This is a genomic window from Streptomyces sp. NPDC036815 (assembly GCF_055609205.1).
In genome coordinates this window covers 74,131-93,499 of record NZ_JBVJPW010000023.1, presented here as the reverse complement: position 1 = coordinate 93,499, position 19,369 = coordinate 74,131, and the positions used below count along the sequence as shown (strand labels likewise).

Sequence of the window (19,369 nt, the reverse complement as noted above, 5' to 3'; positions counted from 1 at the left end):
CGGGCCACCAGCACTACACGGGGGAGCGTTCCTTGTTCGGCACGAAGCCACGCACAAAGCCACGCGCGCAGCCGCGCCTCGCGAGACGGCTGGTCCGGCTGTACGCGGGTCTCGCCCTGTACGGCGCGAGCTCGGCGCTCATGGTCGCCGCGGGCCTGGGCCCCGAGCCGTGGAACGTGCTCAACCAGGGCCTCGCCGAGCTGACCGGTCTCTCCATCGGCACCGTCTCGATCGTGGTGGGCGCCGCGGTGCTGCTGCTCTGGATCCCGCTCCGCCAGCGCCCCGGGCTCGGCACGGTGTCGAACGTGTTCGTCTGCGGCCTGGCGATGGACGCCACCCTGGCGCTCCTTCCGGACGCGCAGGCGCTCGCCGTCCGCGTTCCGCTGCTGGCCGCCGGGATCGCCCTCAACGGAGTGGCGACCGGGCTCTACATCACCGCCGCCTTCGGCCCGGGCCCCCGGGACGGCCTGATGACCGGCCTGCACGCCCGCACCGGGCGCTCCATCCGCCTGATCCGGACCTCGATCGAGGTGGCCGTCGTCGCCACGGGCTTCGCGCTCGGCGGCACGGTGGGCGTGGGCACGGTGCTCTACGCGCTGGCGATCGGCCCGCTCGCCCAGTTCTTCCTGCGCCGCTTCGCCGTCCCCACGTCGGCCCCCGCAGCCGGCGCCGGACAGATCGTGGCCGCGGGCGGTCCCTCGGAGCAGGCGATACTGCAGCGGTGACCCCGCGCGTACGCCACCCCTACCTCGATCATCCGGGCCCGCTCGCCCTCGCCCACCGCGGCGGCGCGGCGGACGGCCTGGAGAACACCGCCGCGGCCTTCCGGCGCGCCGTCGACCTCGGCTACCGCTACATCGAGACCGATGTGCACGCCACGGCCGACGGCCGGCTCGTCGCCCTCCACGACACGACGCTGGACCGGGTGACCGACGCCGCGGGCCGCATCATCGACCTCCCCTGGAGCGAGGTGCGCCACGCGCGCGTGGCGGGCAGCGAGCCGGTGCCGCTCTTCGAGGAGCTCCTGGAGTCGTTCCCCGAGGTGCGCTGGAACGTCGACGTCAAGGCGGAGCCCGCCCTCCTGCCGCTGCTCGACCTGATCCGCCGCACCGGTTCCTGGGACCGGGTCTGCGTCGGCTCGTTCTCCGAGGCGCGCGTGGCCAGGGCCCAGCGCCTGGCGGGCCCGCGCCTGGCCACCTCCCTGGGCACCCGGGGTGTGGCGGCGCTGCGGATGCTGTCCTACGGAGTGCCCGCCGCCCTGCGCCGCTCCGCGGTCTGCGCCCAGGTGCCCGAGACGCACGGCAGGATCCGGGTGGTCGACCACCGCTTCGTGCGCGCGGCCCACGCGCGCGGACTCCAGGTCCACGTGTGGACGGTCAACGACCCGGAGCGGATGACGGCCCTGCTCGACCTGGGGGTGGATGGCATAGTTTCCGATCACATCGAGACGCTGCGCGGGGTGCTCAAGGACCGGGGGACCTGGGTCTGACCGACCCGGATGCGGCGTCGCACCACGGGGAACAGCGAGGTCACGGGTGGGCACCGACACCGTGAAGGCAGGGGCGGCCGACGACGCGGTCGCCGAACGACGGCGCGAGCAGCGGGGCTGGTACTTCTACGACTGGGCGTGCTCGGTCTATTCGACGAGCGTCCTGACGGTGTTCCTCGGGCCCTATCTCACGGAGATCGCCAAGGCGGCCGCGGACCCGGAGGGGTACGTGCACCCGCTGGGCATCCCGGTCCGCGCGGGATCCTTCTTCGCGTACACGGTCTCCGCTTCGGTGATCGTGTCGGTCTTCGTCATGCCGCTGGCGGGGGCGGCCGCCGACCGCTCCGGCCGCAAGAAGCCGCTCCTCGCGGCCGCCGCGTACCTGGGGGCGGCGGCCACCGCGGGCATGCTCTTCCTGGACGGCGACCGCTATCTCCTCGGCGGCCTCCTGCTGATCGTCGCCAACGCCTCGCTCGCCGTCTCGATGGTGCTCTACAACTCCTACCTGCCGCAGATCGCCCCTCCGGAGGAGCGCGACGCGGTCTCCTCGCGCGGCTGGGCCTTCGGCTACGCGGCGGGCGCCCTCGTCCTGGTGGCGAACCTCGTGCTCTTCCTCGGCCACGACGGCTTCGGCGTCTCGGAGGCGACCGCGGTCCGGATCTGCCTGGCCTCGGCGGGCGTGTGGTGGGGCGCCTTCACCCTCGTACCCCTGAAGCGGCTGCGGGACCGCGGGGCGCCGCCGCGCGAGGCGGGCGCGCCGGCCCGCGGGGGCCTGCGGCAGCTGCGGGAGACGGTGCGGGACATGCGCCGCCACCCCCACACCCTCGCGTTCCTGCTGGCGTACCTCGTCTACAACGACGGGGTCCAGACCGTGATCTCGCAGGCCTCCGTCTACGGCTCGCAGGAGCTGGGCCTCCAACAGTCCACGCTGATCGTCGCGGTCCTGCTCGTGCAGCTCCTCGCGGTCGCCGGGGCGCTGGGCATGGGACGACTCGCCCGGACGTACGGCGCGAAGCGCACCATCCTCGGCTCCCTCGCCGCCTGGACGGTGACGATCGGGGCCGGCTACTTCCTGCCCGCCGGCGCGCCCGCGTGGTTCTTCGTCCTCGCCGCGGGCATCGGTCTGGTCCTCGGTGGCACGCAGGCCCTGTCCCGTTCGCTGTTCTCGCATCTGGTGCCGCGCGGCAAGGAGGCCGAGTACTTCTCCGCGTACGAGATCAGCGACCGGGGCATGGCCTGGCTCGGACCGTTGATCTTCGGCCTCACCTATCAGCTCACGGGAAGTTACCGGGACGCGATCGTCTCGCTCGTCGTGTTCTTTTTGATGGGTTTCGTCCTGTTGTCGCGGGTACCCGTACGGCGTGCGGTGCGCGACGCGGGCAATCCCGTGCCGCATCGGATTTAGCAACTGAAGGCAAAGGCCGGTAGTGTACGCGTTTGGCCTACCAGGCGGACCGTTACTGCGAGCTGAAGAATCAGAAACGCTGGGTGACATCTGCTGCCAGATGTGACAAACCGGGCACTGGTGGGTACAACAAGGGGCGGCATACGACGGCGACGCATGACCCTGAACGGGAATCTTTACCGCCGACCGGACGTTGACCGGATGACGACGACAGCGACACCTGTCCTGTGGGCGACAAGCCCGGGAGGCACGATTCATGAGTGAGCGAGCTCTTCGCGGTACGCGACTCGTGGTGACAAGCTACGAGACCGACCGCGGCATCGACCTGGCTCCGCGCCAGGCCGTGGAGTACGCATGCCAGAACGGACATCGTTTCGAGATGCCGTTCTCGGTCGAGGCGGAGATCCCGCCGGAGTGGGAGTGCAAGGTCTGCGGGGCCCAGGCACTCCTGGTAGACGGCGACGGACCTGAGGAGAAGAAGGGCAAGCCGGCGCGTACGCACTGGGACATGCTCATGGAGCGCCGTACCCGAGAGGAACTCGAAGAGGTCCTGGAGGAGCGCCTCGCGGTCCTCCGGTCGGGCGCCATGAACATCGCGGTGCACCCGCGCGACAGCAGGAAGTCCGCCTGACGGCGGCCGTCCGCACACCGCACAAACGCAGTACAGCACCACGCAGTACAAGCAGTACGAAGAGGGGCGGGGCCGCAGCTGAAGCTGCGGCCCCGCCCCTCTTCGCGCGCTCTCTCAGCGCGGCAGCTGCGGGTCGTCCGGGCGCGTGCCGCGCGGGGCGGGCTCGTCGTTCCTGATGACCTCGCCCTGCACCACGTTGCCGTCGGGGCGGTGCATGCGCGCCTGCTGGAAGGCGTCCCCGAGGCCGCCGGGCGTCGCCTCGCGCACCTTGCGCTCGAAGGTCCGCTCCGCGTACCGCCCGAGCGCCTTCTGGACCGGCGGAACCAGCAGGATCAGCCCCAGGGCGTCCGAGATCAGTCCGGGCAGGATGATCAGCAGCCCACCCAGCATCGTGAGGGCGCCGCCGCCCCCGCTCTCCTGGGCAGGCGCCACGCCCGTCCGCTGCTGCTGTTGCACCGCCTCGCTGAGCTTGCGGAAGGCCCTGCGCCCCGCGCGCTTGATCACGGCGGAGCCGAGCACCAGGCCGCCCACGAGGAGCAGGAAGACCACGAGCCCGCTCGTGGCGCCCGCCACGACGGTGAGCAGCCAGATTTCCAGGACCAGCCACGCGGCGATCCCGAGCGGCAGGTACCTCAGGGGCCCGGAGCGCCGGGGCCGGGCAGGTCTGGTGGGAGGCGGTGCGCCAGTCGTCATGCTCCCAGTGTGCCTGGCGGCACCTCAGTCCGGGATAAGGGGGATGATCAAGAAGCCCGGCCGCGGCCGGTACCGGCCGCGCACCCACCGCCCCTCAGAGCTGCTTGCGGCCGATGACCTTGCCGACGCGCTCCCCCACGCCCCAGGCGGTGACCCGCCACAGCGCCTCGACCACGATGTTCTGGCTCATCTTGCTGTCCCCGAGCTCGCGCTCGACGAACGTGATGGGCACCTCGACGACGTGGTAGCCCGCCTTGACTGCGCGGCGCGCCAGGTCGACCTGGAAGCAGTACCCCTGCGACTCGACCTCGCCGAGGCCGAGCCCCTCCAGGGTCTCGCGGCGGAAGGCGCGGTAGCCGCCCGTCACGTCGCGGATGGGCACGTCGAGCAGCAGACGCGAGTACGTGCTGCCGCCGCGGGAGATGAACTCGCGGTGCTTGGGCCAGTTGACGACCCGGCCGCCCGGCACCCAGCGCGAGCCGAGCACGAGGTCGGCGCCCTTCAGCGCGGTGAGCAGCCGGGGCAGCTCCTCCGGCTGGTGGGAGCCGTCGGCGTCCATCTCGACGAGCACGCCGTAGTCGTTGTCGAGGCCCCAGCGGAAGCCCGCGAGGTAGGCGGCGCCGAGCCCTTCCTTGCCCTTGCGGTGCAGCACGTGGACCGACTCGTCCCCGGCCGCGAGCTCGTCGGCGATCTTGCCGGTGCCGTCGGGGCTGTTGTCGTCGGCGACCAGGATGTGCGCGTCCGGCACGGAGGCACGCACCCGGCCGACGATGGACTGGATGTTCTCCGCCTCGTTGTAGGTCGGAATGATCACCAAGGCCGTGCCGAGCGAGCCGAACTGCCTCCCCTGGTCCCCTGCTTCGGAGACCCGACCGCCGTCGTTCACTACTGCCCCTTCGTTCGTACGCAGAGGACCACCATAGTGGCCCCGGCCTGCGGCGCAGTCGCGGCACGGACGTCGGGGCCGCGAGCACCCGCCGAAGGAGGCGGGAAGCGGGGCTTCGCGAGGGCGGAACGTACAGCGGATCGGGGCCCGGCGCCCTTCGGGCCGGCCTGGGACCCGCTGGCTGCGGATCGACCGAAAGCCGTTGTCTACTGAGCGTCCGGGCCCCACCCGGGTCACACCTGCCGACCGGCTGATACGTTCCCTCGCCTCCGCGTCGCGGGCGCTGGACCTGGCTCCCAGTGGTGGTGCGCCGGTGCGGCACACCACCCGTGACCCAGCGGCGTTCGACGACTGCGTGGAGGTTCGCCGGTCTGACGTCCTGTGGTGGACCCGGCCGAACCTACCGGCCCACGGCGGCTCTCTGTCAATACCCCGCTGAACTGCGGCGACTTCGAAAGCGGCCAGGTCAGCGCCGAGGATTCCCAGGTCGTGCGTCGCCGCACGGGGGCGCGATCCGCGGCGCGCACCGCCGGTACATCACTCTTCCGGCCGCACGAACACCGGCCGGCCGCCCACCACCGTGCGCAGGCAGACGGGCAGATCGGCGCCGGGCGACAGGTCGGGCAGACCCGGCGTACCGGAGCGCGGATCGGTCGACCAGCGTGCCACCCGGTCGTCGGGGGCCTGCACCACCAGGTCGTCGGTGCGCCACACGGCGTAGTCCGCGGGGGCGCCCGGCACCAGCGTGCCCGCGTCGTCGCGGCCGACGGCCCGCCAGCCGCCGCGGGTGTGGGCGGTGAACGCGGCCCGCACGGAGACGCGGTGCTCGGGCGTCCGGTGGAAGGCGGCGGCCCGCACGGTGCCCCACGGGTCCAGCGGGGTGACGGGGCTGTCGGAGCCGAAGGCGAGGGGCACGCCGGTGCGCAGGAGGGCCGCGTACGGGTTGAGGGTGCGGGCCCGCTCGGCACCGAGCCGCTGGGCGTACATGCCGTCCTCGCCGCCCCACAGCGCGTCGAAGGCGGGCTGGACGGACGCGGTGAGGCCGAACTCGGCGAAGGCGGCGATGGTCTCGGGGGTGAGCATCTCGGCGTGCTCGATCCGGTGCCGGGCGGCGCGCACGCGGGCCGTGCCGACCTTCTCCGCGGCCGCGCGCACGCCGTCGACCACCGCGGTCACCGCGGCGTCCCCGATGGCGTGGAAGCCCGCCTGGAGGCCCGCCTCCGTGCACGCGGCGACGTGGGCGGCGACGGCCGCGGCGTCCAGGTGGGCGGTGCCGGTGCGGGCGGCGGCCGAGTCCGCGTACGGCTCGTGCAGGCAGGCGGTGTGCGAGCCGAGGGCGCCGTCGACGAAGAGGTCGCCCGCGGCGCCGGCCGCGCCGAGGTCCCGGGCCCGCTCGACGTCCTGTTCCGCCCAGTAGCCGACGACGCGCGGACCCGCCTCCTCGGCGGCGAGCCGCAGCAGCCCGGTGAAGTCGTCCTCGTCGGAGATCTCGGGGCCCCCGCACTCGTGCACGGAGCCGATGCCGAGCGAGGCGGCGTGCGCGAGCGCGGCGCGCTGGGCCTCCGTGCGCTGGTGCGGGGTCACGGCGGCGAGCGCCGCGGCGCGCACCCCGTGGTGGGCGTCGGCGGTCAGCGGGGCGTCCGGGCGGTAGCCGGTGCGCTCGGTGACGCCGGGCACGAGGTCGAGCAGCGCGGTGGTGACGACCGCCGAGTGGACGTCGATGCGGGAGAGGTAGAGCGGCCGGCCGCCGGCCGCCTCGTCGAGCTCCGCGCGCGTGGGCGGGCGGCCGCCGGGCCAGCGGGAGGCGTCCCAGCCGTGTCCCAGGAGGACGGTGTCGTGCGGTCGCGCGGCGGCGTGTTCGCGGACGAGAACGAGTGCGTCGGCCAGCGAACCGGCCCGGGTCAGGTCCAGTCCCGTCAGGGCGAGGCCGGTGGCCGTGGTGTGCACGTGGGCGTCCGTGAACGCCGGGGTGACCAGGGCGCCCGCCAGGTCGACGACCTCGTCGACGCCGTCGGCGAAGGCGTCCGCGGCGCCTTCGGAGCCGACCCAGGCGACGTGTCCGCGTTCGACGACCATCGCGGTCGCGAACGGATCGGCGGGGCTGTGGACGTCGCCGCCGCGCAGCAGCACGGTGCGGTGGTTCGATGGATCCTGGGGGTCGTTCCCGGGGGCGGTGCTCTGGCTCATGGGCACCAGTCTCGCCCCTGCCGGCGGGCGGCCGACGCGGGGGTCACACCTGGGGCGGGCGCGCCTCGTACGGGGTGGAGAGGACGACCGTCGTGCGGGTGGAGACACCGGCGAGCGCCCGCAGGCGGCTGAGCAGGTGCTCCAGCTCCAGCGGGGTGGCGACGCGGACCTTGAGGATGTAATTCTCGTCGCCCGCCACGCTGTGGCACGCCTCGATCTCGGGGACGCCCGCGAGCCGGTCGGCGATGTCGTCGGGGGCACTGGGGTCGAAGGGCTTCACCGAGATGAACGCGGTGAGCGGCAGGCCGACCGCCTCGGGGTCGACGACCGCCGCGTACCCGCGGATGACGCCCCGCTGCTCCAGGCGGCGCACGCGCTGGTGCACGGCCGACGTGGACAGGCCCGTGGCCTTGCCCAGGTCGGTGTAGCTCATCCGCCCGTCCTTGACGAGCAGCTGCACGATCTGTCGGTCCAGCTCCTCCATGCGGCGAACCTACAGGGCTCTTGATCCCTCCGGATACCTGAGCGCCCGGAGGTGACCCCCTCGCCTCCCCGCGACCGGGCAACTCCACGCGGCATGTGACGAATACCACAGTGCTGTGACCGTGTCCGACGGGATGCAACGATTACCCCCACGACGGGACGGGAAGTGCTTGCTGTGGTCGAGGCCGCAGCGCCTTGTCGGCCCACCCGAGGGGGAGATTCCCATGCAGAATTTGAAGCGCCCCGGCCGGTCTGCCCGCGCCAAGCAGCAGTCGGCCGCCGAGCCCGAGCCGGAGGGCGTCGAACCGGCAGACGCCTTTCTCGACTCCTACGACACCTTCGAGATGTACCGGGTGAACTGCCCCGACTGCGGGCAGCCCATCGCGCTCCTCGCGGACGAGGACGTGCTGCCCGAGCACGCGCTGTGCGCGACTCCGTGGAACCCGTTCGGCCTGACGGTCTGCGCCGGCACCGGCCGGGACGCCGCCGACGCGGAGCCCGCCGACGAGTCGACGGAGGTTCAGGAGCAGGACACCGCCCTGCTGTTGACGCTCCCTCAGGGGCTCGACTGGCGGACCCAGCCGTTCTCGCACGTGAACGGGCCGGGCTCGCGCCCCATGCGGGTGCCCCGCCAGGACCGGCCCGCCGCCTGACCCGCCGGATTCACCAGTAGCTGCCCTGCACCATGGCGGCCAGACTGCCGTGGTGCAGGATCAGCGTGTCCGCGACCTCCGCGCTCCGGGGCACGGCGGCCTCGCCGAAGTGGACCTGCCGGTAGGCGACGCGGAGCATGACGATCGCGTGCCGCAGCGCCGCGTACAGCGTGTAGAAGTCCATGTCGCGCGGCGTGTGCCCGGTGAACCGGGCGTAGGCCTCCTCGATGCGGTCGCGGCGCAGGAAGTCCGGCAGTCCCGGCTGGCCGAAACTCACCGTCAGGTCCTGGAAGAAGCGGTGCAGATAGACCATCCAGCCGAGGTCCACCTCGCGCGGGGCGAGCGACGCCATCTCCCAGTCGAGGACGGCGGCCGGCTCGAAGCCGTCGTAGATGATGTTCCCGATGCGCGCGTCGCCCCAGTTGAGGACGGACTCACCCGTGTCCTGCGGCCACAGCTCTTCGAGCCGGTCGAAGGCGCTCTCGATGACGGGTGAGCGCGGCAGTCCGCTCACCACCCACTCGTAGTAGGCGCGTTGGGCCGTGACGTGGCGGCGCAGCGCGCTGCCCTCGCCGGGCAGCGCGAGGAAGTCGGCGGCGCCCGGCGGCACTTGGTCGTGCAGGTGGGCGAGGATCCGTATCGACGCCTCTTCGAGGCGGGCGCGTTCGGTGTCGGTCGCCGCGTGCAGCCAATTGCCCTCGTACGTATAGGGCATGACGTCCGGCGGGACACGGCCGTCGACCCGCTCCATGACGAAGAAGGGCGCGCCGAGCGGACCGGGGTCCTCTTCCAGCCAGAGCACGCGGGGCACCGGCAGGTCGCTGTGCTCGGCGACGAGCCGCATCGTGCGGTACTGGCGCGGCATGTCGTAGACGGGGAAGACCGTGTACGCCGCCGGGTCGGCCGCCACGCGCAACGCGCAGCTCCTGAGCGGCGGTTCGGGGTGTTCGACGGTGAGGAGCAGGGTCTCGCTGGACATGCCGTTGGACTCGGGTACGGTCACGTCGACCGCCTTGGCGCCGGGCAGGCGCCGTTCGAGCCAGGCGGTGAGGCGGCGGGCGAGGTCCTCCGGTTCGCGGGTGGTGGTGCGGGGGCGGGGTGCCGTTGCCATGTGCGTACTCCTCCCTCCTGCCGGTGGCTCAGGGTGCCACGGAGTCGAAGCCGGTGAAGCCGCTCGGGTCGTGACGGCCGAAGCTGCCGTGTTCGAAAATGCCGTATCCCGTCTGCCCGTTCAGGGTGAAGCGTGCCGCGTGGTCGATGACGCCGTAGGCGGCCAGGGGGTGGGCGGCGGGGTCCGACAGGTCGTAGGTGCGGCGGTCGGTCCAGTCGCGGCCGCGCCACGTGCCGTGCTGCCAGTCGTCGGCGGGCGGGTAGCCGGCGCCCACGGCGAGCGGCAGCGAGGCGAGGACCCGCACGCCGAGCTCCAGGGGCTTGCGGTCGTCGGGGTCGGTGAGGTGGATGACGGCGCGCTCGGGGTGCCGGGTGCCTGAGCGGTAGACGATGTCGGCCTGCGGCCAGCCGAGTTGGCGGTCGCGCAGGCCGGGCCGCACGAGCGTGGCGTCGTTGAGGGTGCGGTAGCCGTCGGCGTCCTCCTGGGCGATGACCATGAGGAACCGGTCGTCGAAGCGGACCGGACACCAGATCCAGTGGAAGCCCTCGGTGGCGAACTCCTCCTCCAGGAGCCCGCGTTCCTCACCGGGGATGGGCCGCACGCCCCAGCTGCGGTCGCGGGTCGCGGTCCACTCCCCCGGTGCCACGACGGTCTCCTCGCCGCCCGCGCGGATCACACCGCAGGGCCGTCCCGCCTGCACGAAGCGGCGCCCTTCGAGGGTGAGCCGGTCGCCGCGGCGCTGGACGTGGTGCGGCTCCCACAGGGCGGGGAAGTCGGCGGTCCAGGTGAGGTCGTACGAGAGGGAGGCGGGGTCGGCCGGGTCGGCGGCGCATGCGAGCCGGATGCGGCGCAGCGGCTCGTCCACGGTGATGCGCAGCGGGCCGACGCGGAGGTTCATCCGGTCCTCGCCGAGGGCGTCACTGGCCCGTACGGCGTGGAGCGTGTCCCCGGTACGCAGCGTGGCGTACGCGTCGATGACACCGGTGTTCGGATAGACCCCGAGGCCGAGGATGAGCAGGGCGCGGCCCCGGTGGTCGAAGAGGTGGAAGATGCAGCGGTCATAGGCGTTGCGGTCGCCTGTCGCGACGTGCTTCATCGACAGGGGGACCTGGTGCACGGGGTATTCGTCGAGCGGGACCGGACGGTCGTCTGCCACGTCAAACCTCCCTGGTTGCACGGCAGTTCAGGGCAGCCGGGGCGGTGGTGGCCTCCGACGCGGAGTTGACGGTACGTCAGTTGTCGAGGCGGAGCCATACACGCGCGCGACCCGCGCGCCGCGGCCGCCCGTGCGCCCGATGGGCCGTACGGGCACGCCGGGCACAGACGCTCGATTCTCCGGGACGGTGACCTCCGCGCGGCGGGCGCCGTTGGTCCGGCATGACCCCCACGGACACGGGTACCGAGACGGGCCCGGCCCAGTTCCCCACCGGACGCCGTCGGCGCACCCTGGTGACGCTGCCCGCCGCCGCAGAATCGGTTCCCCAGCGGCCGCAGGAGCCCCCGCCGCACCCGCACTCACCTGCGCACCATCAGCCGCACCAGTACGCCTACCAGCAGCAGCCCCAGCAGGCGTACCAACAGCCCCATCAACAACCGCACCAGCTCTACCAGCACCCCCACCAGCAGCCGCACTTCCAGGACCCGCCGATCTACGGCACGCTGCTCCGCCTCTGGGCCGACCGCGGCAGGACGCTGCCCGGGCGCCACGACCCGGAGTGGGCGCGGCTGGTGGCACCGCCGGTGAGCTACGGCCCACCGCCGGTGAACTACGGCCGGTTCAGCGGGAGTCGGGACCCGCGAGGTGACGTGCGATGACCATGCGCTGGATCTGATTGGTGCCCTCGACGATCTGCAGCACCTTGGCCTCGCGCATGAGGCGCTCCACGGGGAAGTCCGCGGTGTAGCCGTACCCCCCGAGGACCTGCACGGCGTCCGTCGTCACCTTCATCGCGGCGTCCGTGCACAGCAGCTTGGCCATGGCCGCCTGCTTGGCGAACGGCCGTCCGGCGTCGCGGAGCCTTGCCGCGGCCAGATAGAGCGCCCGGCCCGCCTCGATCTGCGTCGCCATGTCCGCGAGCATGAAACGCAGCCCCTGGAAGTCGGCGATGGGCCGGCCGAACTGCCGCCGCTCGGTGGCATACGAGACGGCCTCGTCGAGCGCCGCCTGGGCCACGCCGATGGCGCAGGCCGCGATGCCGAGCCGTCCCGAGTCGAGCGCGGAGAGGGCGATGGCGAAGCCCTGGCCCTCATCGCCGATGCGGCGCGCGTCCGGGACGCGTGCGCCGTCGAAGTTGATCTGGGAGGTGGGCGAGCCCTTCATGCCCATCTTCTTCTCGGGCGCCGCGGCGGTCAGCCCCTCGGCGTCGCCCGGCACCAGGAAGGCCGTGACGCCGCGGGGACCCTCGCCGCCGGTGCGGGCCATGACCGTGTAGAAGTCGGCGATGCCGCCGTGCGTGATCCACGCCTTGGTGCCGGTGATGACCCAGCCCTCGTCGTCCCTGACCGCCTTCGTGCGCAGCGAGGCGGCGTCGGAGCCGGACGCGGGCTCGGACAGGCAGTACGCGCCGAGGAGCCCGCCGCCGAGCATGGCCGGCAGGTGGTCGGCCTGCTGCTGCTTGGTGCCGTATCCGGCGAGCGCGTGGCAGGAGAGGGTGTGGACACTGACGCCGAGACCGACGGTCAGGCGCGCCGCGGCGAGCTCTTCGAGGACCTGGAGATAGACCTCGTACGGCTGGTCGCCGCCGCCGAACTCCGCGTCGTACGGCAGTCCGAGGAGGCCGGATTCGGAGAGCAGCGTGAAGACCTCGCGGGGAAAGCGCCCGGCGTCCTCTTCCTCGGCCGCCTTCGGGGCGATCTCGCGCTGGGCTATGTCCCGGACCAGCGAGAGCAGATCCCTGGCCTCATCCGTGGGCAGCTGACGCTCCACCGACGGCGCGATGTGGTCGGGCATGACGCTCTCCTCCCTGTGGGGCTGCGGCGGACGCCCGCGCTGGGTGGGGCGGCGCCGCCGGGAAACGATGCCGAGCCGGGCTCTTCCTCCGGGTCACGGAGGCAGCTGACCTGCGGCTGTGGCGCGTTGAGTATGACCGATCGGCGGCGGCCAGTCACTAGTTAACGACCGCTTACTTGAAAGATAGCCGAAGATCGCCCGTGGCGGCCCGATTGGTACGAACCATTGACCACACTGGTCTAGTCCTCCTACTGTTCCCCCGAACGTCTTAACGCGTTCATGCCAAGTCACACGCAGGTCCACGGCACTACTTCCCCCTCCAGGTTTCCCCCCACGAGGAGACACGATGCTCAGACCGCACACCTCCCGCGCCTCGTTCCGGGCGCTCCTCGCCACCGCCTGTTGCACCGTCCTCGGCGCGGGACTGCTGGCCGGCGCGGGCAGCGCCGCCGCCGAGCAGGACCGGTCCACCGCGACGAAGGTCGCCGCCGGTTCCAAGGTCGTCGGATACTTCACCGAGTGGGGCGTCTACGACCGGAACTACCACGTCAAGAACGTCGAGACGTCCGGCTCCGCGGCCAAGCTGACCCACATCAACTACGCCTTCGGCAACGTCCAGGGCGGCAAGTGCACGATGGGCGACGCCTACGCGGCGACCGACAAGGCCTACACCGCGGACCAGTCCGTGGACGGCGTGGCCGACACCTGGGACCAGCCGCTGCGCGGCAACTTCAACCAGCTGCGCAAGCTGAAGAAGAAGCACCCCGGCCTCAAGGTCCTCTGGTCGTTCGGCGGCTGGACCTGGTCGGGCGGGTTCACCGAGGCGGCGAAGAACCCCGCGGCCTTCGCCCAGTCCTGCTACGACCTGGTCGAGAACTCCAAGTGGGCCGATGTCTTCGACGGCATCGACATCGACTGGGAGTACCCCAACACCTGCGGCCTCACCTGTGACACCAGCGGCCGTGCGGCGTACAAGAACCTGATGTCCGCGGTCCGTTCGAAGTTCGGCAGCGGCAACCTCGTGACCTCGGCGATCCCGGCCGACGCCGCGGCGGGCGGCAAGCTCGACGCCGCCGACTACGCGGGCGCCGCCCAGTACGTCGACTGGTACAACCCCATGACGTACGACTACTTCGGGGCCTGGGACGCGAAGGGCCCGACCGCCCCGCACTCGCCGCTCACCTCCTACAGCGGCATACCGAAGGACGGCTACAACTCCGACGCCACCATCAAGAAGCTCAAGGGCATGGGCGTCCCCTCGAACAAGCTGCTGCTCGGCATCGGCTTCTACGGCCGCGGCTGGACGGGCGTCACGCAGAAGGCGCCGGGCGGCACCGCGACGGGCCCCGCGGCGGGCAAGTACGAGCAGGGCATCGACGACTACAAGCAGCTGAAGACCAAGTGCCCGGCCAACGGCACCGTCGGCGGGACCGCGTACGCGCACTGCGGGAACAACTGGTGGAGCTACGACACCCCGGCCACCATCGCGGGGAAGATGAACTACAAGAACCAGCAGGGCCTCGGCGGCACCTTCTTCTGGGAGCTCAGCGGGGACACGTCCAACGGTGAGCTGATCAAGGCCATCAACTGACGTTCCGTACACGGTAATCGGGGCGGGAGCCGGTCGGCTCCCGCCCCTTTCGCGTGGCAGGGCTCAGGGGTGCGCCGGCGCCGGATACGACGGCTCGAAGTCCTCGATGACCCGCAGCGTGTCCCCGAGGGTGCGCACCAGGAGCGAGCCGACCCTCTCGCGCGACAGCTCCCGGTGGCCGATCCAGTCGAGCGTGACGCCCTCCACCCCGCACATCCAGCCGATCAGCGCGGTGCGGGCCAGCTGCGGTATGTCCTTGCGCCCGTACGCCCCTTCGGCGATCGCGGTGATCAGCGCCTCCCGCACGCCGTCCCGTATGGCGTGCACCTCGGCGTCGAAGCCGACGCCGCCGCTGATGATCGTGCGGTACGCCGCCTGGTGGTGCTCGGCGTACCGCAGGTAGCCGTCGATCGTGCGCTGCACGCGCTCCACCGGCGGGAGGTCGTCGTGGCGGCCCGCGCGCGCCACCAGATCGGTGACGGAGTCCTCGATGATCGCGAGGTAATAGCCGCGCTTGGACTTGAAGTAGTAGTAGATCAGCCCTTTGGCGACGCCCGCCTGCTTCGCGATGTCGTCCATCGACAGGGCGTCGTAGGACGTGTCGGCGAACAGCTTCCGGCCGATGGTGATGAGTTCGGCGCGACGTGCCGCGGAGCGGTCGCTGCCGCGCTGTTGACTATTATTCAATTTCGGCCCTAGTCTCCAACTGCCTCGGGATGTCCGCAGTATGGCAGACCAGTGCCTCCTGCCGGCCGGCTCCCGACGGCGCTTCACGCACTCCCCTTACGCACGCCACGCACCGCGAATTGACGTACGGGAGGAAGACAGTGGGCGCAGCACGCAGCGCGTTGCCCGAGGGCAGGACATCCTGGAAGAAGACAGCCGTGGTGGCCCTGCCGGCCGTCCTGGCCGTCGGCGTCATGGCCTCCGTGATGGCCGAGGGCGCGCTCGCCGCGTCCTTCGCCGTCTCCGGCACCAGCTTCCAGGTGTCGTCCGGCAAACTGACCAGCGAAGGCCTGTCGTCGTACGTGCAGACGGACCGGGACGTCGACGGCAAGGGGCACCCCGTGGCGCTCCTCGGGATCGGCGACGCCACCCTCACCGACATCTGCCAGGCCGCCGAGGTGAAGACCCCGGTCGGCAACGTCGTCTTCAAGCTGACCGCGGGCGGCGACGCCGGAAACGTCACGGCCAGCAACCTCGTCATCGACGGCGAGGACCTGGTGGGCGACGCCCGCTTCGGTACCGCCGAGATCGGCCGGGACGCCTCGACGCTCGACGAGGTGCCCGGGGTCAAGGGCGAGAAGGGCAAGTTCGGGCTGCAGGCCGGGGACATCGAGGTCGCCGGGGTGAAGTCGCACGCCTGGTCGGCGACGGGGGGCAACTTCCGGCTCAAGGGCATGCGGGTCGACGTCAGCCTCGGCGGCAAGAAGTGCTTCTGACCGGCGGCGGCAGAGGCGGGGTCAGGCCCTTCCGCACCGACGGCGGCGGCCGGCTCGACCGGCGGCTGCCGTGGCCCGAGCAGCGCCGGGTGGTCCGCAGGTGGCGGCGCACCCGGCCCTTCTGGGGCGGGCTGCTGCTGATCCTCGGCGGCGCCGAGCTGGTCCTGACCCCGCTCTCCCCGCTGACCGTCCTGGTCAGCCTGGGGCTCGGCGGGATCGCGGCGCTCGGCATCGGGATCGCCCTCGTCGTGGCGGGACTCTTCCTGTGGCTGCTGCCGCACGCGCACCACTACGTGAGCGTCAACGCCCTGATCCTCTCGGTGCTCTCGTTCGCGGCGACCAACCTCGGCGGGTTCCTGGTCGGCATGCTGCTCGGGATCGCGGGCAGCGCCATGGGGTTCGGGTGGACGCCGGTGCCGAGCGACGCCGAGGAGGACCCGGCGCGTCCCAAGGTGCGGGACGGGCAGGGCACCCGGACGCTCGGCGTGCTGCTGCCGGTGGCGATCGTCGCCGGGCTCGTGGTGCACGGGAGCCCGGCGCGGGCGGCCCCGGCGCAGGCGAAGGCGGCCGCGTCGGAGGCGATCGTGGCGACGCGCGTCCCGCCGACCATCACCACGACGCTCTTCGCGCCGCAGGGCTTCATCCTGGCGGGCGTCCGCGAGATCCCCACCGTGGACGGCCCGTTGAAGGTCATGGTGCTTCGCATGAAGGCGGCCTCGCTCACCGACTACCGGCTCAGGACGCGCGACGGGCGCGAGGAACTCGCCCTGGGCGCCGACACGCTGGACCTGAGCGGTCGGGTCACGCTCTACCTGACCAAGTTCAAGGGGTGCCTGGAGGGCATCCTCTGCCTCACCTTCACGCCCGACACGCTGCCGGTGCCGCCCGTCGTGCCGCCGTTCGTCTTCATGACGGACGTGAGCGCGGAACAGGCGCTGGTCACCTCGGACTCGATCGTGGCGGGCGGACTCACCCTGAAGGCCTCGGCATGAGGGACACGGCATGAGGGACCCGGCATGATCCAGATCCAGGCCGCCCTCTTCTGGGCGTACGCGATCGGCGCCACGTTCGCCGTCTCGGCCGGGCGGCAGCTGCAGGTGTGGGAGCGGATCAACGCGGGCGAGGGGCCGCGCACGCGCAGCCGGGCCGCCAACCCCTATCTCGCCCTCACGGGGCTCTTCGCCGCCGTCCTGCTGGTGCCGACCGGGCTCTTCCTGCTGTGGCAGAACCCGTCCTGGGCGACCATGCACGTGGCCGACGGGCACGACGACGTGTGGGCGGGGTTCGTGCTGTTCTACGCGGGCGGGCTCCCGGTGGCCGCGATCCTCGGATTCCTCGTGGCACAGGCCCTGGTGCTCGTGGGCGCGGGCTACTGGGCGTACCTGAACTGCGTCGGCGGGTACTTCCTGCTGTTCGGGACGCTGATCCACGGCTGGGACGGCAGCGGGTACGAGCGCTTCCTGTCGTCCGGGGCCGGGGACTTCGCCGACTGGCCGCGGGACAGCGTCGTCAATCACGTACTGGACTTCCTGACGTCCGGAACGTTCCTGGCGCTGCTGCTCTTCGGGGCGGCGGTGATCGGAACCATGCTGGTGACCGAGATCGGCTGGCTCATGGAGGGCTGGTCACTGCCGGGCGCCGACGAGGAGCGCAAGGTGCCGAGGCTCCTCGCCGTCGCCATCGCGGCGGCCGGGGTCTACGGGCTGCCCTTCGTGGGCGCGCTCCTCGCCAGCGTCCTGGTGCGCCTGACCGGCGGCTGGGTCGGGCTCCCGCTGTTCGCGATGGCGGCCGGCGTGACGCTGCTGCACCGGCGCTCTCCGGTGCGGTGGCTGTACGGACTCGTGGGGGTGCCTGCGCGGCACTGGCGGGCGGGCCTGGTGGAGTCCGGCCGCCCCGGCGATCAGGAGAGCGGCGTCACATCAGGCCGGTCTGGGTGACGAGCATCGCGAGCACGACGACGAGGGTCCAGCCCGCGAGGTGCTCCAGGATCTTGTGCCCGTCCTCCTCGGGGCCGCCGGTGCGGGCCTTGGCGCGGACGGCGGTGGCAGAGGTCGCAGTCATGTCTTCTCGCTGACGTTCGTCTGACAGGTGACGTCCCCCCGGACGATCCCCTCGCGTGCACACACCGGACGGGATCCCTCTCCACCATGCCAGCAGAAGCGGCCCGCGCGGGGGAGACCTTGGTCACCCCACAACTCGGGCCCGGTGCCGCGCGTCTACATACGGACGGCGGGGTGTGCAGGCTGCCCCCGTCCGTTCGCCCGTGCACCGTACGACCGAGAGGTTCCCGATGAGCACGAACCGGACGACGTCGCCCCGCCCGCGCCGCAGAGCGCGGCTCGCCCTCGCGGCCGCGATCACCGCGGCGGCGGCCCTCACCGCACCCGTCTCGCAGGCCGCACCGGCCACCGCCGAGAAGCCGTCGCCGGGCGCCCCCGGTCTCGGCGACCCGATGTTCCCGCTGGACGGGAACGGCGGGTACCAGGTGGACCGCTACTACCTGGACTTCGACTGGCAGGCGCCCAGGACCCCGTTCGAGGCGACGACGACGATCAAGGCCAGGTCCACGCAGGCGCTCTCGCGCTTCAATCTGGACTTCGGCGGCAACACCCTGCACACCGTCACCGTGAACGGCTCCGAGGCGCTCACCTCCCGCGCCGGAGACGAGCTGACGGTCACCCCCAAGTCCCCCATAGACAGGGGCAGTTCCTTCACGGTCAAGGTCACGTACACCGCCGACCCGACGCAGACCCGGCACCGCGACGACGCGATCGAGGACTACGGCTGGATCCCTACGCCCGACGGCACGGTGGTCTATCCGCAGCCGAACGGCGCCCGGCTGATCTTCCCCGCCGACGACCATCCGAGCAGGCGGGCGCCGATCACCTTCCGGATCACCACGCCGGGCGACCGCACGGCCGTCGCCAACGGCAGGCTGGTCTCGCGCACCGAGCGCCCCGGCGGACGGGTGCGCTGGACGTACGACTCCGAACAGCCGCTCTCCACCCAGCTCGTGCAGCTCGCCATCGGCAAGTTCCGGCTGATCGACGGCGAGGGGCCCGGCGGCCTCCCGCTGCGCGACGTCGTCCCGGACTCGCTGGTCGAGCCGACGGCCGCGTACCGGGCGCTCACCCCGGACCACCTGAAGTGGCTGGAGGAGAAGCTCGGCCCCTACCCCTTCGACCGCTACGGCGTCCTGGTCGGCGACACCGATCTCGGCGTGGCCCTGGAGACCCAGACCCTCTCGCTCGTCCCGAAGGCGGACCTGCTCGGCACCCGGGTCGACGCCGAGCGGAACCTGGTGCACGAGCTGACCCACCAGTGGTTCGGCGACAGCGTGGCCCTCAAGAGCTGGTCCGACCTGTGGCTGAGCGAGGGGCACGCGCGCTTCTACGAGCGGGAGTACTCCGAGCAGCACGGCGGGGACAGCTTCGAGGCGGCCATGAAGACCGCCTACCAGGCCCACGACCAGTGGCGCAGGGACTACGGCGCCCCCGCGGAGCCGACCGAGCCGAACCTCTTCAAGCGCATGCGGTACGACGGCTCGGCCCTGGTCCTGTACGCGCTGCGCGAGCAGGTCGGCGACGCCACGTTCCGGAAGATCGAGCGCGCCTGGGTGAGCGGCTTCAAGGGCCGCACGGCGAGCACCCGGCAGTTCGTCGAGCTGGCGTCGAAGGTCGCGGGCCAGGACCTGGAGGGCTTCCTCCACCCGTGGCTGTACGGCGACAGGACGCCGCCGATGCCGGGCCACCCGGACTGGGTGGTGGACCCGGCCAGGTGACCCGCGGTGACGGCGGGGCCCGAAATGCGCTACTTCTCCGCATCTCATAGCGTGGGGGCATCCCCGA

The 19,369-nt window shown here is 71.9% G+C and carries 20 protein-coding genes; 11 read left to right on the top strand and 9 right to left on the bottom strand.

Annotated elements, in window-relative coordinates:
• The first annotated feature begins 32 nt into the window (after positions 1–32).
• From yczE to ACZ69I_RS32905, 4 genes are all read left to right on the top strand, one after another.
• Entirely contained in the window at positions 33–725 is a 693-nt protein-coding gene (yczE, locus tag ACZ69I_RS32920) for a membrane protein YczE (RefSeq protein ID WP_470836241.1), read from the top strand.
• Entirely contained in the window at positions 722–1,489 is a 768-nt protein-coding gene (locus tag ACZ69I_RS32915) for a glycerophosphodiester phosphodiesterase (protein WP_470836240.1), read from the top strand. Before yczE ends, ACZ69I_RS32915 begins: the two co-directional genes overlap by 4 nt.
• 46 nt (positions 1,490–1,535) lie before the next feature.
• The gene (locus tag ACZ69I_RS32910; protein ID WP_470836239.1) at positions 1,536–2,894 is read left to right on the top strand and encodes an MFS transporter; all 1,359 of its coding nucleotides are present in this window, start codon (positions 1,536–1,538) and stop codon (positions 2,892–2,894) included.
• A gap of 256 nt (positions 2,895–3,150) precedes the next feature.
• The gene (locus tag ACZ69I_RS32905; protein WP_030360404.1) at positions 3,151–3,525 is read left to right on the top strand and encodes an RNA polymerase-binding protein RbpA; all 375 of its coding nucleotides are present in this window, start codon (positions 3,151–3,153) and stop codon (positions 3,523–3,525) included.
• 114 nt (positions 3,526–3,639) lie between these two features.
• Here the strand turns inward: ACZ69I_RS32905 and fxsA are convergent, their stop codons facing one another.
• The 4 genes from fxsA to ACZ69I_RS32885 all read right to left on the bottom strand — a co-directional run bounded on the left by fxsA (position 3,640) and on the right by ACZ69I_RS32885 (position 7,775).
• Positions 3,640–4,218 carry an FxsA family membrane protein gene (gene fxsA / locus ACZ69I_RS32900; protein ID WP_467679553.1) on the bottom strand — a complete coding sequence of 193 codons (579 nt, stop codon included), beginning with the start codon at positions 4,216–4,218 and terminating at the stop codon, positions 3,640–3,642.
• A gap of 94 nt (positions 4,219–4,312) precedes the next feature.
• Positions 4,313–5,104 (bottom strand): polyprenol monophosphomannose synthase, encoded by a 792-nt coding sequence (locus ACZ69I_RS32895; protein ID WP_467679550.1) that lies wholly within the window; start codon positions 5,102–5,104, stop codon positions 4,313–4,315.
• A gap of 537 nt (positions 5,105–5,641) precedes the next feature.
• A complete protein-coding gene (locus tag ACZ69I_RS32890; protein WP_470836238.1) occupies positions 5,642–7,291 on the bottom strand; it encodes an amidohydrolase in 1,650 nt (549 codons plus the stop codon).
• Between the two features lie 43 nt (positions 7,292–7,334).
• Entirely contained in the window at positions 7,335–7,775 is a 441-nt protein-coding gene (locus tag ACZ69I_RS32885; protein WP_150219824.1) for an Lrp/AsnC family transcriptional regulator, read from the bottom strand.
• A 223-nt stretch (positions 7,776–7,998) separates the two neighbouring features.
• On the opposite strand from ACZ69I_RS32885, the gene ACZ69I_RS32880 reads away from it, so the two are divergent.
• Positions 7,999–8,427 carry a hypothetical protein gene (locus ACZ69I_RS32880; protein WP_470836237.1) on the top strand — a complete coding sequence of 143 codons (429 nt, stop codon included), beginning with the start codon at positions 7,999–8,001 and terminating at the stop codon, positions 8,425–8,427.
• Between the two features lie 10 nt (positions 8,428–8,437).
• Here the strand turns inward: ACZ69I_RS32880 and ACZ69I_RS32875 are convergent, their stop codons facing one another.
• Both ACZ69I_RS32875 and ACZ69I_RS32870 read right to left on the bottom strand, forming a co-directional pair.
• On the bottom strand, positions 8,438–9,538 hold the full coding sequence (locus ACZ69I_RS32875) for a phosphotransferase family protein (RefSeq protein ID WP_470836235.1): 1,101 nt from the start codon (positions 9,536–9,538) through the stop codon (positions 8,438–8,440).
• A gap of 28 nt (positions 9,539–9,566) precedes the next feature.
• The gene (locus ACZ69I_RS32870; RefSeq protein ID WP_470836233.1) at positions 9,567–10,694 is read right to left on the bottom strand and encodes an Rv3169 family protein; all 1,128 of its coding nucleotides are present in this window, start codon (positions 10,692–10,694) and stop codon (positions 9,567–9,569) included.
• Positions 10,695–10,915: 221 nt separating this feature from the next.
• Here ACZ69I_RS32870 and ACZ69I_RS32865 point away from each other — a divergent pair, with 221 nt between their 5' ends.
• The gene (locus tag ACZ69I_RS32865; RefSeq protein ID WP_470836232.1) at positions 10,916–11,353 is read left to right on the top strand and encodes a hypothetical protein; all 438 of its coding nucleotides are present in this window, start codon (positions 10,916–10,918) and stop codon (positions 11,351–11,353) included.
• Here ACZ69I_RS32865 and ACZ69I_RS32860 read toward each other — a convergent pair.
• Positions 11,316–12,488: an acyl-CoA dehydrogenase family protein gene (locus ACZ69I_RS32860; RefSeq protein WP_467679538.1), complete on the bottom strand. Its 1,173-nt coding sequence runs from the start codon at positions 12,486–12,488 to the stop codon at positions 11,316–11,318. The genes ACZ69I_RS32865 and ACZ69I_RS32860 overlap by 38 nt on opposite strands.
• Positions 12,489–12,834: 346 nt before the next feature.
• Here ACZ69I_RS32860 and ACZ69I_RS32855 point away from each other — a divergent pair, with 346 nt between their 5' ends.
• A complete protein-coding gene (locus tag ACZ69I_RS32855) occupies positions 12,835–14,079 on the top strand; it encodes a glycoside hydrolase family 18 protein (RefSeq protein WP_470836231.1) in 1,245 nt (414 codons plus the stop codon).
• 63 nt (positions 14,080–14,142) lie between these two features.
• Here the strand turns inward: ACZ69I_RS32855 and ACZ69I_RS32850 are convergent, their stop codons facing one another.
• Positions 14,143–14,766, bottom strand: a complete 624-nt coding sequence (locus ACZ69I_RS32850; RefSeq protein WP_467679534.1) for a TetR/AcrR family transcriptional regulator — start codon at positions 14,764–14,766, stop codon at positions 14,143–14,145.
• 233 nt (positions 14,767–14,999) lie between these two features.
• Between ACZ69I_RS32850 and ACZ69I_RS32845 the strand changes: the two genes are divergently transcribed.
• The 3 genes from ACZ69I_RS32845 to ACZ69I_RS32835 are packed head-to-tail and all read left to right on the top strand — an operon-like array spanning position 15,000 to position 17,458.
• Positions 15,000–15,521, top strand: a complete 522-nt coding sequence (locus ACZ69I_RS32845; protein WP_470836282.1) for a DUF6230 family protein — start codon at positions 15,000–15,002, stop codon at positions 15,519–15,521.
• Entirely contained in the window at positions 15,512–16,513 is a 1,002-nt protein-coding gene (locus ACZ69I_RS32840; protein ID WP_470836229.1) for a DUF6114 domain-containing protein, read from the top strand. The genes ACZ69I_RS32845 and ACZ69I_RS32840 overlap by 10 nt, the downstream gene beginning before the upstream one ends.
• Before the next feature lie 24 nt (positions 16,514–16,537).
• Positions 16,538–17,458: a hypothetical protein gene (locus tag ACZ69I_RS32835; RefSeq protein ID WP_470836228.1), complete on the top strand. Its 921-nt coding sequence runs from the start codon at positions 16,538–16,540 to the stop codon at positions 17,456–17,458.
• On the opposite strand, the gene ACZ69I_RS32830 is transcribed toward ACZ69I_RS32835, so the two are convergent.
• Positions 17,436–17,582: an SCO1431 family membrane protein gene (locus ACZ69I_RS32830; protein WP_389722209.1), complete on the bottom strand. Its 147-nt coding sequence runs from the start codon at positions 17,580–17,582 to the stop codon at positions 17,436–17,438. The two genes, ACZ69I_RS32835 and ACZ69I_RS32830, sit on opposite strands and share 23 nt — an antisense overlap.
• 229 nt (positions 17,583–17,811) lie before the next feature.
• Between ACZ69I_RS32830 and ACZ69I_RS32825 the strand changes: the two genes are divergently transcribed.
• Positions 17,812–19,302: a M1 family metallopeptidase gene (locus ACZ69I_RS32825; protein ID WP_470836226.1), complete on the top strand. Its 1,491-nt coding sequence runs from the start codon at positions 17,812–17,814 to the stop codon at positions 19,300–19,302.
• The last annotated feature ends 67 nt before the right edge of the window (positions 19,303–19,369 follow it).